This window comes from Mycolicibacterium arenosum (assembly GCF_024320865.1).
GTDB lineage: Bacteria > Actinomycetota > Actinomycetes > Mycobacteriales > Mycobacteriaceae > Mycobacterium > Mycobacterium arenosum.
The window spans coordinates 128,438-141,756 of record NZ_JANDBD010000013.1; the positions used below are offsets into that span (position 1 = coordinate 128,438).

At 67.0% G+C, this 13,319-nt stretch carries 14 protein-coding genes and 1 tRNA gene; 11 read left to right on the plus strand and 4 right to left on the minus strand.

Going from position 1 to position 13,319, the window contains the following annotated elements:
- Positions 1-1,023, plus strand: coding sequence for a phosphotransferase family protein (locus NM203_RS27200; RefSeq protein WP_255063715.1), 1,023 nt, complete (start codon positions 1-3; stop codon positions 1,021-1,023).
- Positions 1,024-1,098: 75 nt separating this feature from the next.
- Entirely contained in the window at positions 1,099-1,902 is an 804-nt protein-coding gene (locus tag NM203_RS27205) for a transglutaminase-like domain-containing protein (RefSeq protein WP_255063821.1), read from the plus strand.
- 23 nt (positions 1,903-1,925) lie between these two features.
- Here NM203_RS27205 and NM203_RS27210 read toward each other — a convergent pair whose 3' ends face one another.
- On the minus strand, positions 1,926-2,312 hold the full coding sequence (locus NM203_RS27210) for a LapA family protein (RefSeq protein WP_255063716.1): 387 nt from the start codon (positions 2,310-2,312) through the stop codon (positions 1,926-1,928).
- Positions 2,313-2,429: 117 nt separating this feature from the next.
- On the opposite strand from NM203_RS27210, the gene NM203_RS27215 reads away from it, so the two are divergent.
- Genes NM203_RS27215 through NM203_RS27235 form a run of 5 tightly spaced genes read left to right on the plus strand, consistent with a single transcriptional unit; the run spans position 2,430 to position 6,553 of the window.
- On the plus strand, positions 2,430-3,359 hold the full coding sequence (locus NM203_RS27215; protein ID WP_255063717.1) for an ABC transporter substrate-binding protein: 930 nt from the start codon (positions 2,430-2,432) through the stop codon (positions 3,357-3,359).
- Positions 3,360-3,395: 36 nt separating this feature from the next.
- Positions 3,396-4,505, plus strand: a complete 1,110-nt coding sequence (locus NM203_RS27220) for an ABC transporter ATP-binding protein (RefSeq protein ID WP_255063718.1) — start codon at positions 3,396-3,398, stop codon at positions 4,503-4,505.
- 4 nt (positions 4,506-4,509) lie between these two features.
- Positions 4,510-5,181 carry an ABC transporter permease gene (locus tag NM203_RS27225; RefSeq protein WP_255063719.1) on the plus strand — a complete coding sequence of 224 codons (672 nt, stop codon included), beginning with the start codon at positions 4,510-4,512 and terminating at the stop codon, positions 5,179-5,181.
- The gene (locus NM203_RS27230) at positions 5,178-5,963 is read left to right on the plus strand and encodes an ABC transporter permease (RefSeq protein WP_255063720.1); all 786 of its coding nucleotides are present in this window, start codon (positions 5,178-5,180) and stop codon (positions 5,961-5,963) included. The genes NM203_RS27225 and NM203_RS27230 overlap by 4 nt, the downstream gene beginning before the upstream one ends.
- Complete coding sequence (locus tag NM203_RS27235) at positions 5,960-6,553, plus strand: putative glycolipid-binding domain-containing protein (protein ID WP_255063721.1); 594 nt, start codon at positions 5,960-5,962, stop codon at positions 6,551-6,553. The genes NM203_RS27230 and NM203_RS27235 overlap by 4 nt, the downstream gene beginning before the upstream one ends.
- On the opposite strand, the gene NM203_RS27240 is transcribed toward NM203_RS27235, so the two are convergent.
- Complete coding sequence (locus NM203_RS27240) at positions 6,516-7,460, minus strand: prephenate dehydrogenase (RefSeq protein WP_255063822.1); 945 nt, start codon at positions 7,458-7,460, stop codon at positions 6,516-6,518. The genes NM203_RS27235 and NM203_RS27240 overlap by 38 nt on opposite strands.
- A gap of 104 nt (positions 7,461-7,564) precedes the next feature.
- On the opposite strand from NM203_RS27240, the gene NM203_RS27245 reads away from it, so the two are divergent.
- The 3 genes from NM203_RS27245 to NM203_RS27255 all read left to right on the plus strand — a co-directional run bounded on the left by NM203_RS27245 (position 7,565) and on the right by NM203_RS27255 (position 8,687).
- Entirely contained in the window at positions 7,565-8,083 is a 519-nt protein-coding gene (locus NM203_RS27245; protein WP_255063722.1) for a tRNA adenosine deaminase-associated protein, read from the plus strand.
- Positions 8,080-8,535, plus strand: a complete 456-nt coding sequence (locus NM203_RS27250; protein ID WP_255063723.1) for a nucleoside deaminase — start codon at positions 8,080-8,082, stop codon at positions 8,533-8,535. The genes NM203_RS27245 and NM203_RS27250 overlap by 4 nt, the downstream gene beginning before the upstream one ends.
- A 61-nt stretch (positions 8,536-8,596) precedes the next feature.
- Positions 8,597-8,687, plus strand: a tRNA-Ser gene (locus tag NM203_RS27255).
- Positions 8,688-8,744: 57 nt separating this feature from the next.
- On the opposite strand, the gene NM203_RS27260 is transcribed toward NM203_RS27255, so the two are convergent.
- Complete coding sequence (locus NM203_RS27260) at positions 8,745-9,425, minus strand: TetR/AcrR family transcriptional regulator (protein ID WP_255063724.1); 681 nt, start codon at positions 9,423-9,425, stop codon at positions 8,745-8,747.
- Complete coding sequence (locus NM203_RS27265; RefSeq protein ID WP_255063823.1) at positions 9,418-10,671, minus strand: cytochrome P450; 1,254 nt, start codon at positions 10,669-10,671, stop codon at positions 9,418-9,420. Before NM203_RS27265 ends, NM203_RS27260 begins: the two co-directional genes overlap by 8 nt.
- 472 nt (positions 10,672-11,143) lie before the next feature.
- On the opposite strand from NM203_RS27265, the gene NM203_RS27270 reads away from it, so the two are divergent.
- Positions 11,144-13,279 carry an alpha/beta hydrolase family protein gene (locus NM203_RS27270; protein WP_255063725.1) on the plus strand — a complete coding sequence of 712 codons (2,136 nt, stop codon included), beginning with the start codon at positions 11,144-11,146 and terminating at the stop codon, positions 13,277-13,279.
- Positions 13,280-13,319 lie beyond the last annotated feature (40 nt).

The window sequence follows — 13,319 nt, forward strand, 5'->3', positions numbered from 1 at the left end:
GTGACGGAGCAACTCGAGGGCCTCGACCTCGCCAGGCTGGACCAGCACCTGCGCTCGATCGGCGTCCCGCGCTCCGGTGACTTGAGGGGCGAACTGATCGCCGGTGGCCGTTCCAATCTGACCTTCCTGGTCGAAGACGACGCGTCGAAGTGGGTGCTGCGCCGCCCACCGCTGCACGGCCTGACACCGTCGGCACACGACATGACCCGCGAGTACAAGGTCGTGGCCGCGCTGGCCGACACCCCGGTGCCGGTCGCCCGCGCCGTCGCACTCGGCGAGGACGATACGGCGATCGGGACGACGTTCCAGATGGTCGAGTACGTGCCCGGCCGGGTGATCCGCCACACCGATCAACTCGAGGCGCTCGGCGACCAGAACACCATCGATGCGTGCGTCGACGCGCTCATCAAGGTGCTCGCCGATCTGCACGCCGTCGACCCGGAGTCGGTGGGACTCGGCGACTTCGGCAAGGCGAGCGGCTATCTCGAGCGGCAGGTGCGGCGCTGGGGCTCGCAGTGGGATCTGGTGAAGACCGAGGACGACGAGCGAGACGCCGATGTCCGCCTGCTGCACGCCAAGTTGGGCGAGCGGATCCCACCGCAGAGTCGCAGCGCGATCGTGCACGGTGACTACCGCATCGACAACACGATGCTGGACGCCGAGGACGCCACCAAGGTGCGCGCGGTGCTCGACTGGGAGATGTCGACGCTCGGCGACCCGCTGTCCGACGCCGCGCTCATGTGCGTCTACCGGCATCCGACGTTCGACAAGGTGCACGCCGACGCCGCGTGGGCGTCGCCTCTGATCCCGTCGGCGGACGATCTGGCGCACCGCTATTCGCTCGCAGCCGATCAGCCGTTGGCGCACTGGGACTTCTACATGGCGCTGGCGTACTTCAAGCTCGGCATCATCGCCGCGGGCATCCAGTTCCGGGACCGGATGGGGGGCGGCACCGAGTACGGGGACATGGTCGGCGCGGCCGTCGGCCCCTGTATCTCAATGGGTCTGGCCGAACTCTCCTGATGGGGTTCTCCCCGTCGCTTCGCTCGCGCCGGTCCGGATTCGCCCACCGCGTGGTTGGGTAGATACGTGCACATGATGAGGCGCGAGGTCGGGACGTATCTCGACGTGTACATCGGTGCCCCCACCACCCTGGAGTTCCAGATCGCGGTCGCCCCGCAGCCGGGCGCCCAGGTCACCGAGCTGTTGTCATTCACGTTGAACGGCAATGAGATCGAGGCCACCGAGCTCGTCGGCGACCACGGGAACCGCATCCACAAGTTCGACGCGGAGGCGGGGCAGCTGGAGGTGAACTACACCGCCACCGTGCTCGGCCAGGCGGATCCGGCTCCCGTCGAGGAACTCGACCTCTCTACGTATCTGCGGCCCAGCCGGTATGCGGAGGCGGATAAGCTCTTCGGCTTCGCCGCCACTGAGTTCGGCGATCTCACCGATCACTCCGTGCTGTTGGAGAAGGTGTCGATGTGGGTGGGTTCGCGGCTGGGCTACGTCCCGGGGTCGTCGGATCCCATCGACGGGGCGGTCGACACGCTGCTGGCGGGTCGCGGTGTCTGCCGCGACTACGCGCACCTCGTGGTGGCGCTGTTGCGCGCGGTGTTCGTGCCCGCGCGGTTGGTCGCCGTCTACGCGCCGGGCCTCACCCCGATGGACTTCCACGCGGTCGCGGAGGCGTACATCGACGGGCACTGGAGGGTGGTCGACGCGACGCGGTTGGCTCCACGCCAGACGATGGTGCGCATCGGTACCGGACGCGACGCCGCGGACACGGCGTTCATGGACAACCACGGCGGTTTCGTGAACCTCAACTGGATGAGCGTCAAAGCGTGGCTCGAGGGTCCGCTTCCGTCGGAACTCGTCACCGATCTGGTGAGCCTCCGGTAGGGGTTCGGCTCACCGCGAGTCGATTAGAAGCCGGCCTTCAGGTTCTTCTTCGCGGCGCGGCGCAACTGCAGGATGCGCACGGTGCCGACCAGGAACGTGAGCAGCCCGCCCGCGATCGCCGCCAGAAGCAGGGCGACGCCGACCGGCAACTCCCACGCCCAGCCGAACATGTGGATGGTGGTGGTGTCGGTGTTCTGCATGACGAACACCAACAGCAGGATCAGCACGACGAAACCGCCTGCCAGAGCCGACCACAGGGCACCGGCGCGGGTGAACTTGCCCGCCTCGTCGGCAGGCATCGTCGGCTTGGTGTCCGGTACCGGGTCGTCGATCGGCGCCTCGGCCGGGAGCGAGTCCGACGGCAGCGGTTCGAAGCCGGGGTCCTTGGGTACTAACGGGTCGCTGCTCATGGCATCATCTTGCCCTCTCGCGCCGCGAGGGAAACGACAAACACGAGCAGGAGGGTCGACCTGCGGTTAGGGTCGCGGAAAGCTGTGACCCGGAGAAAGCCGGGAAAGGACGTTCGCATGAACCGCGCGCTGGCTCTCATAGCCGCATTGATCGCACTGCTGGCCACCGCGTGTGGCAGCGCCAACCCGTTGGGCGGCGGTGAAATCTCCGGCGACCTGAAAACCATCAAGGTGGGCTCCGCGGACTTCCCGGAGTCGCGCATCATCGCCGAGATCTACGCGTTGGCGTTGGAGGCCAACGGCTTCGAGGTCAGTCGCCAGTTCGGCATCGGCAGCCGCGAGGCGTACGTGCCCGCGGTCAAGGACCATTCGATCGACCTGATCCCGGAGTACACCGGCAACCTGCTGCAGTACTTCGACAAGGAGAACAAGGCCACCGACCCGGATGCCGTGCTGCTGGCGCTGTACAACGCGCTGCCCGGCGACCTGTCGATTCTGACCCCGTCGCCCGCCAATGATCAGGACGCCGTCGTCATCACCCGGAAGACGGCGGACGAGTGGAACGTCAAGAGCATCGCCGATCTGGCGAAGCGCTCGCCCGAGGTGAAGTTCGGCGGCCCGTCGGAGTTCCAGACCCGGGCCGAGGGGCTGCCGGGGTTGAAGGCCAAGTACGGCCTGGACATCGCCCCCGGAAACTTCCTCGCCATCAACGACGGTGGCGGGCCCGCGACGGTGCGGGCGCTGGTCGAGGGGTCGATCACCGCGGCGGACATCTTCACGACCTCGGCGTCGATCCCGCAGAACGATCTCGTCGTGCTCGAGGATCCCAAGAACAACTTCCTGTCGGCCAACGTCGTGCCGCTCGTCGCATCGCAGAAGATGTCCGATCAGTTGAAGACCGTGCTGAACGCGGTGTCGGCCAAGCTCACCACGGAGGCGCTCGTCGAAATGAACACCGAGACGTCCGGGAACGCCGGCATCGACCCGGACGAGGCGGCGGAGAAGTGGGTTCAGGCGAACGGATTCGACAAGCCGGTGGCCGGATGAGCGCTTGCGCGAAGACCAGGGAGCACGGATAGCGACATGATCTCCTTCGAGAACGTCACCAAGAAGTACCCCGACGGCACGGTCGCCGTCGACGACCTCACCATCGACGTGCCGGAGGGCACGCTCGCGGTGTTCGTCGGGCCTTCGGGCTGCGGCAAGACGACGTCGATGCGGATGATCAACCGAATGATCGACCCCACGTCGGGCACGCTCACCGTCAACGGCGACGACGTCACCAGAGTGGATCCGGTCAAGCTGCGCCTGGGCATCGGCTACGTCATCCAGAGTGCGGGTCTGATGCCGCATCTGCGGGTGGTCGACAACGTGGCGACGGTGCCCGTCCTCAAAGGCGAATCGCGGCGGGCGGCGCGCAAGGCGGCGCTCGGCGTGCTCGAACGTGTGGGCCTGGATCCGAAGCTCGCCGACCGGTACCCGGCGCAACTCTCGGGCGGCCAGCAGCAGCGCGTCGGGGTGGCGCGAGCGCTCGCCGCCGATCCGCCGATCCTGCTGATGGACGAGCCGTTCAGCGCCGTCGACCCGGTGGTTCGCGAGGACCTGCAGGCCGAGATCCTGCGACTGCAGAGCGAACTGCGCAAGACCATCGTGTTCGTCACCCACGACATCGACGAGGCGATCAAGCTCGGCGACAAGGTCGCGGTGTTCGGACGCGGGGGCAAGCTGCTGCAGTACGCCGAGCCGTCGTTCGTATTGTCCAACCCCGCAGACGAACTCGTCTCCGGCTTCGTCGGCGCCGACCGCGGTTACCGGGGGCTGCAGTTCTTCAAGGCGACGGGTCTGACGCTGCACGACATCCGCAGCGTCGCCGAAGCCGATATCGACCGACTCGAACTCGGGCCGCAGGAGTGGGCGCTCGTCATCAAGGCGGACGGCAAGCCGTTCGCGTGGATCAACGCGGACGGCGTCGCAGTGCATCGCAAAGGCAGCGCGCTGTACGACAGCACCATTGGCGGGGGGTCGTTCTTCCCTCCCGACGGCTCGCTGCGGCTGGCGCTGGACGCAGCGCTGTCCTCACCGTCGGGGCTGGGCGTCGCGGTCGACGAGAACGGCCGGCTCATCGGCGGTGTCGACGCCGACGACGTGCTGGACGCGTTGAAGAAGCAGCGTCGCGTGCCCGAGGTGGGATAGCCCCGTGAACTACCTGCTGACGCACCTCGACGACGCGTGGGAGCTGACGGTCATCCACCTGTGGCTCTCGCTGCTGCCGCTGGCGTTGGGGTTGGCGATCGCCGTGCCGTTGGGTGCGCTGGTACACCGGACGACCGTCCTCCGCAGGATCACCACCATCAGCGCGAGCATCGTCTTCACGATCCCGTCGCTGGCGCTGTTCGTGGCGCTGCCGCTGATCATCCCGACCACCATCCTGTCGCCGACCAACGTGATCGTCGCCCTGACGCTCTACACGGTCGCGCTGCTGGTGCGAGCGGTGCCGGAGGCGCTCGACGCCGTCCCGGCCAACGTCCTGGACGCGGCGACCGCGGTGGGGTACAAGCCGCTCACGCGAATGCTGAAAGTCGAACTGCCGCTGGCGATTCCGGTGATGGTGGCCAGCCTGCGCGTGGTTGCCGTCACCAACATCTCGATGGTGTCGGTCGGATCGGTCATCGGCATCGGCGGCTTGGGCACCTGGTTCACCGAGGGATACCAGTCGGATAAGAGCGACCAGATCATCGCGGGCATCATCGCCATCTTCGTGCTGGCACTGGTGATCGACACGCTCATCATGTTCGCGGGCAAGGCCGCGACGCCGTGGACGCGAGTGGGCCACGTGAGCAAGCGGGCCGCGAAGGCAGGTGCGGCGTGAACTTCCTGCAGGAGGCACTGGCCTACATCTTCACGGCGTCGAACTGGGGCGGCAGCGACGGCCTCGGCATGCGGATTGTCGACCACCTGCAGTACACCGCGGTGGCCGTGGTGTTCTCCGCGCTCATCGCGATCCCGATCGGGATGGTCATCGGACACACCGGCAAGGGCACGTTCCTCGTCGTCACCGGGGTCAACGCGCTGCGCGCCCTGCCGACGCTCGGCGTCCTGCTGCTCGGCGTGCTGCTGTGGGGGCTGGGCCTCATCCCGCCGACCGTCGCGCTGATGCTGTTGGGCATTCCGCCTCTGCTAGCGGGCACCTACGCGGGCATCGCCAACGTCGACCGCGACGTCGTCGACGCCGCGAGGTCGATGGGCATGACCGAACGGCAGGTGCTGCTGCGCGTCGAGGTGCCGAATGCGCTGCCGCTGATCCTCGGCGGACTGCGCACGGCGACGCTGCAAATCGTGGCCACCGCGACCGTCGCCGCCTACGCCAGCCTCGGCGGCCTGGGCCGCTACCTGATCGAGGGCATCAAGGTGCGCGAGTTCTACCTCGCCCTGGTCGGCGCGGTGATGGTGACCGTCCTCGCGCTGATCCTCGACGCCGTCCTGGCGACGGTGGTCTGGTGGTCCGAACCCGGCACCGACAGATTCCGCCGGATGCCGCAGCCGCTACTGGGTGACGAGGTCGCCCTCCAGACGTTCGGCGCATCTCGATCCAGCGGCTCTTCTCAAGGCGGCTACGAAGGACGGGGTCCGTCGCCTACGGTAGACGGGTGAGTGCAGCCCAATCCGCTCCCGAGGCATCCGCTTTCCCCGCGATCTTGACGTGGCGCGCGCACGACGTCCCGCGGATGGAGTCGGTGCGGGTGCAGTTGTCCGGAAACCGCATCAAGGCCTACGGCCGGGTCGTCGCCGCGGCGACCGCCTCCCATCCGGCGTTCAGCGCCTCGTACGACCTGAACACCGATGATCGCGGCGCCACGAAACGCCTGTCGATGACCGTCACCCTGGCCGAACGCGAGCGGCAGCTGTCGATCGCGCGCGACGAGGAGAACATGTGGCTGGTGCAGGATCACCAGAGCTCCAAGCGCGCGGCCTTCGAGGGTGCGCTGGACGTGGACGTGATCTTCAGCCCCTTCTTCAACGCGCTGCCGATCCGCCGCACCGGCATCTATCAGCGCAGCGACACCATCGCGGTGCCGGTGGTCTACGTGCGGGTGCCCGATCTCTCGGTGGAACTCGAGACCATCACCTACACCAACGACGGTTCCGTGTTCGGGCTGAACTCGCCGGTCGCCGACACCCCGATCACGGTCGACGACAACGGGTTCATCCTCGACTACCCCGGACTGGCAGAGCGGATCTGATCACGCCGCCGGCCCGCCCCTGAGCGGCGAGCTCGGCGCGCCAGTTGTCCTCGCCGACGGCGACCGTGACGATGTCGGGCCTGACCAGGCTGTCGTAGCTGACCCTCGCGGCGTGGCCGCTCTCGACCAGATCGGCGACCGATGCGTGGGCCGACAGTCCGTTGCGGGCCTGCTCCAGCCGGTAGATCGCCCGGTTGAGCATCACCTGCAATTGCTCCGAGTTCGCCTCGCACATCGCTCGGACGAGGTCGGGTGAGGTTGCGGCGACGCGGGTCCCGTCGCGGAACGAGCCTGCCGCCAGCGCGAAGGCGAGCGGCACGTCGAACGCCGTCGCGGCGAGGGCCTCGGCGAGCAGATGGGGGAGATGCGAGATGGCGGCGACCGCGGCGTCGTGTTCGTGCGCGCGGGCGGGCACCACGACCGCGCGGCAGTCCAGCGCCAGGTGCATGACGTCGGTCCAGACGTCGGCGTCGACGTGGTCGTCGACGCTGACCACCCAGGGCGCGCCGACGAAGAGATCGGGGCTGCCCGCACTCCACCCGGAGTGGGCGGTGCCCGCCATCGGGTGGCCGCCGACGTATCGATCGAGCAGGCCGTAGTCGGTGACGAGCCGCAGCAGCGCGCCCTTCACGCTGACGACGTCGGTCAGGGCGCAACCGGGCGCCGTCGTCCGGATGTGGTCGAGCATGATCGGCAGCGCGGGCACCGGGACCGCGAGCACGATGAGCGCATCGCTCGCCGCGGCGCGGGTGAGCACTTCGGTGATGCTGTCGGTCGCGTTGAACCCGTCGAACCGCGCGGCCTGCACCCCGTCGATGGACCGGTTGTAGCCGAACACCTCTCGGCCGGTGGCTGTGAGCGCCCGCATCACCGAGCCGCCGATCAGGCCCAAGCCCAACACACACACCGGTGGTTTCACGTTTCAAGGTTGGCACATCGCGCCGTCGCGCCGGCGTCGGGCTTGGTCTTGATCGCTGGTCATGGCTCTGGAAGAGGGATAGCGTTAGCGCCATGGGAGCACAGCGATCGCAGGCGCAGGGCAAGGCCGGCGACCTCCCCGAGGGCTTCGGTGTCGCGGTCGTGCGGGAGGACGGCAAGTGGCGTTGCTCGCCCATGGGCCGAGGCGCTCTGAGCAGCCTCACCTCCGCTGAAACGGAGTTGCGGGAATTGCGCAGCGCGGGCGCGGTTTTCGGGCTGCTCGACGTGGACGACGAGTTCTTCGTGATCGTGCGACCCGCCCCCTCGGGAACCCGGTTGTTCCTCTCGGACGCCACCGCGGCGCTGGATTACGACATCGCCCAGCAGGTGTTGGAGAAACTCGATGCCAGCATGGACCTGGACGACCTCGAGGACGAGGATCCGTTCGAGGAGGGCGATCTGGGTGTGCTCTCGGACATCGGCCTCTCCGAGGGTGTGCTGAGCATCATCCTCGATGACGACGAGTACGCCGACGAGCAGCTGAGCCGCATCGCGCAGGAGATGGGCTTCGGCGACGAACTGTCGGCGGTGCTCGACAAGATCAGTAAGTGAGTTCGGGCGACCAGGCTCTGATCCGGCGGGCTCTCGAGGTAGCGGCAGCAGCCGACCCCCGTGACGTTCCCATCGGTGCGGTGGTGTTCGCCGCCGACGGCACCGAGTTGGCGTGCGCCGCCAACGCCCGTGAGGAGACCGGCGACCCCACCGCACACGCCGAGGTGCTGGCGCTGCGGGCGGCCGCCCGCGTGGTGGGCGACGGTTGGCGGCTCGAGGGCGCGACGCTGGCGGTGACCGTCGAGCCGTGCACGATGTGTGCCGGCGCGCTGGTGCTGGCGCGCGTGCAGCGGTTGGTGTTCGGGGCGTGGGAGCCGAAAACCGGTGCGGTCGGATCGCTGTGGGACGTCGTGCGCGACCGGCGGCTCACGCATCGCCCGCAGGTGCGCGGCGGAGTGCTGGCCGACGAGTGCTCGGCCCTGCTGACGGAGTTCTTCGCGCGACAGCGCTAGCGGTCGGTGAGCGCGATGGCCGATTAGGGCGAGGCCGGGCACTGCCGGTAAGCTGCCCCGCGGTGGCGTGTCCGAGCGGCCTAAGGAGCACGCCTCGAAAGCGTGTGACGGGTAACCCCCGTCCGAGGGTTCAAATCCCTCCGCCACCGCCATAGCCCCGAGCCTGCTGACGCAGGTGAGGGGCTGTTTTATTGCCTGCTCTGCGCCTGTCAGCTCCTCCTGTGCCCACAGTCCGCGACCGCCTCCGGATGTGGAGGCCGTTCCCATCGATCGTAAATCGACAGCGACGCCATCCGGGGATAGAGGATCGCTGGACCGAGCCATCGAGCAACGAAGCGGCGCAACGCGAGTCCCTCACGCGGTTCCTCGCCAGGATCGGTCAGCATGGACTGCACCGTGCGCAAGGTCATCTCGGCAAGGTCACGGAGGGCGAGGGCATCGAAGCCGTGAAGTTCCCAATCGACCTCGAGTTGATGAAATGCGGTTAAGCAGACCGAGATTGCCGTGTCGGAGGATAGCGACGTGACGGCTTCGCCGTCATTTCGCGCAGTCAGCAGGCTTTCCAGCTGCGGATCGCCGACGAGGTTCTCGACTCCGAAAGCAATACATTCCACCACCACGGCGACCGGGTCTTCGAGGCCGCTGACGTGGTGGGCAACCTGGTCGATGAATCCGTTGACGGCCCGCATCCCGCTGGCCATGAGCAATGCGTCGGCATTGGGGAAGTAGCGGTACACCGTCTGGCGTGTGACCCCGAGCCTGCGGGCGACGTCGGCGAGACGTATCGCCGCTCCGTTCTCGGCGACCTCCTCGTCCACCGCACTGAGGATGCGCGAAATAGCTTCCTCGTCCGAAGAGGGCGTCGAACCTGCCCAGCCGCGACTACGCACTCGCCGTCACCACCCTTGCGCTGGTGAACTCAATCGAAAGAGTCGACGGCCCGGTCATTCCCAGCAACGGCTTCCACGGAGCCGGACCAACGCGGTGAGCGTCCGGAAGGCGACGCGTAAGGACTGTGAGTGCTTCCGCGAGTTCCCGGCGTGCGAGGTTCGCCCCTAGGCAGTAATGCGCGCCGCCACCGAACGTGAGGATTGCGGGAACGTCGTTGCGCGCGATGTCGAAGCGGTCCGCATCGTCATAGATCGCTGGATCTCGATTGGCGGCGAAGGTGTTGACGACGACGAGCGTTCCCGCCGGGAACAAGAAGCCGCCGAATTCGACATCGTCAGCGGCGGCTCGCGGCACGATGCAGGCTGCGGGCGAGTGGCGCATGCTTTCTTCAACGGCCTGCATCGCAAGCTCTGGTTGGTCGCGCAACTTCGCCCATTGGTCCGGATGATCGCACAGCACCTGCACTGACGCCGACAATTGGTTTCGCGTCGTGTCCGTTCCGGCCATCAGGAATCCGGCCACCAGCATGCGGAGTTCGTCGAGGTTGAGTCGGTCGCCGTCACTTTCGGCACGGATGAGTTCGGACAGCAGGTCTTCCTTGAGGTTGTCTCGTCGGGCCGCGACCATATCGTCGACGTAGGCGTCGAGTTCGCTCCACGCGCGCATGATCGCGGCCTCGTCGAAGTTGACGTCAGGCTGGAAGTTGAGGGCCTTGAAAACCTCCTCTGTCCAGTCCGCGAACATCTGCCAGTCCTCGGGGGGTGCACCGAGCAGCGCGCAGATGATCGGGGTCGGGTACCGGTACGAGATGTCGGTCACGACGTCGCACCGTTCGGCGTCCGCGACCTGGTCGATCAACCCGTTGACGACGTCGCGGATCGTGTCTTGAAGACGCGAGGTCGCACGAGGAGTGAACGCCTTGGATACCAGCTTGCGCAACCGGACGTGTGACGCACCGTCGAGGCCCAGGAGGCTGTTCGCCATCTTGTCGAACAACGGCCCTGACGTGATGCCTTGTGCCGCCAGGGTGACTCCGGGTGGTAGGCGGAATCTGTTGTCGCGCAATAGGTCGCGAGCCATCTCATAGGACAGTATCTCCGGACCGAGCGGCCCGATTGCGATAGGTGAACGCGATTGCGCGTCTCGGACGTCGTCGAGGACGTCATGCGGAGTGGCGTTGAGGTCATAGCTGAACGTGGGTAGGCCGGAGTCGAAGACGCTGGGAGCAGTGCTGTTCGCGTTCATCAATCTCTCGCCTTCCAAATCCCGCCGTCGCAGGCGGATGCACGGACATAACTGACAAGAGCGTATGACCAGTGTGGACAGACCGTCAATGAACTTCGACATATCCCCAGTAAAAAGGAATGAGTTGCCCTGCGCGATCATACGTTCACGTGTCTAGCGTCCGTCTTCACGGCAGGCCATCCGAAACACTGTTGATGCACTCCGGGCCGCACTCATCGAAGAGCGCCGTGGGCGTTGCTGCCAGCAAACAGCAAAAGTCTGACGCTAACGTCAGTTAGTTTTGGCAGCTATCGCTTCTCATCGCCAACTCCGGGTGTTACGTTTCTGGGTAATTCCTGAGGAACGCGGCGAATGGACTGTTCACATGGCATCTAAGCGACTTAAGCACTTCGGACAGGCCAAGCGAGTCGCCGCGGTAAGCGTCGCTACCGCAACGGCTAGCGCCCTCGTCGTCGGCGCCGCTCCTTTGCCGATGGCAAACTCATACCAGCTGCCGGTCACCCTCGCCGCCTCCACCACGGGCGCACCGGGCCTGCCGCCGATGGAACTTGCACCGGGAGCCCCCGACCCGGCGTCGATCCCGGACCTCACCTTCGGCCTCGGTCCGCAGGGCTACCAGGCGTTCCAGACCTACGGCGCGCAGCTGCAAACCGCCTTCCTCAACAACGTCAACCTGGCCGGAGTGCTCGAGCGACTCGGCGTCGATCCCGAGACCGCGATCAACACCGCGCTCGGCAACGCGCTGGTCTCGGCCCTCACCGGCGTGACGATCCCGGTCGATCAGGTCCCCGTCATCGGCGGAGTGCTGTCGAACGCGGGTATCACCAACGTGGCGGCGCTGTTGTCGCTGCTCGGGCTCAACCTCGACGACCCGCTGGGTCTGACGGGACCCACCCCCGGCCTGAACATCATCACCACCGGACCGCCGTTCAGCCTGCTCAAGTTCCTGGGTATCGATCTCGGCTGGGTGCCGGGCTTCCCCAACTCCGTCGCCAGCGAGATCAACGGCACGCCGTACCTCGGGATCAGCCCGGTCGCCGTGTTGCAGACCCTGAAGACGTTGCCCGGCGTCACGGCGGCCGACAGGCTCATTCTGGATCCGCTGATCCTCACCGCCCAGGGCATCTTCGGCGACGCCAGCGCGATCGACGTCCGCGTTCCCATCGTCATCGGTTTCGGTCTGGGCGCCTTCGCCGCGGGGCAGGCCTACCCGCAGGTCGTCGCGGACCTCGCCAATCAGCCCGGCGGTGCGAACAACGTGGGCACCGACCCCCTGGCGGGCAGCCTCACCATCCTGCCTATGATCCTGCTGCGCAACCCCGGTCGCGCAAACGGCGGCCTGTTCGCGCGCTTCTACCCGCAGGCCGGCCTGCTCGGCATCGACACCGTCACGCCCGACACCGCGGTCAGCAGCAGCTCGGACGGCACGGGGCTCAGCATCCCGGTCGGGAACACCGGCATCGTGATCGGCGACGCCAACCTGATTCCGATCAAGGTCGACGGAACCGTCGAGTACGACCCGCTGTCGGACGTACCAGCCTGGCCGAACCCCGTGTCGCTGGCGAATTCACTTGCCGCCTTTGCCTTCCCGACGTACATCCTGCGCGGCGTGGACGCAGCGAGCGTCACCGAGGTGCTGGACGGACAGCTGACGCCGCAGCTGGCCGCGGCGCTCGGCAACACCGGTGGTCCGCTCGCGCTCAACCTGTACCTGACGCTCCCGGTCAACAACGCCCTGCCGCTGCTGGAACCGGTCAGGCTCCCGATCGACGTGATCAACCTGTTCACCGGAGCCAATCTGAACAACCCGATCGCGACGGCGTTCGAGCCCTTCCTGACCACGCTGACCAACCTCGGCTACACCGACGTGGAGCGCACTGTCGTCAACGGGGTCCCGGTGTACGACCGCACGCTGGATCAGGGCAACGTGATCACCCCGTTCGGCACGCTGCCCTCGAACGTCGACTGGGGTCAGGTGCCCGGCGACCTCCTCGTCCAACTGGTGGCCGGATTCCAGAAGGCGATCTCCGACGGCCTTGTGGGCAGCACGCCGGTCGTCAACCCGCTCGGCATCATCGCCAACCTGCTCGGGCTCAACCTGCCCGGCGCGGCGGGCGCGTCGAGCCCGCTGACCGACCTGGTCGACGTGTCGGCCTTCACCACCCCCGCGGTGCAGGCCGCAGTTCCGGCTGCGGCACTGTCGGAGGAGCCCGCCCCGAACACCCTGGCGCAGCGCAACTCCGGCATCGAGGCGTCCGATCCGGCCCCGACGCAGGAGCCGGTTGCCGAGTCCGCATCGATGAGCGACCCCGAGGTGACGGATCAGCAGCCTGTCGACCCGGAGAAGCCCGTCAAGGTCACGACGACCAGCCCGGCGGCCGTGAAGAACGCCGCCGAGGAGCTGAACAAGGCGGCTCAGGACGGCCAGGCCGGCATCAACAAGACCTTCAAGGACGTCGCGGACGGCGTGAACGGTCTGGTGCGCGCGGTTACCGGACAGTCCACCCCCGGTGACACCGCCAAGCCGGCTGAGGCGGTCACGGACAAAACGGATGAGGACAAGACGGACAAGGCCTCCGACGGGGGCGGGGACGGCTCCGGCGGGTAGGACGACTACGCTGACGTGCTGCTGCGGAGCTGAGTGAGCA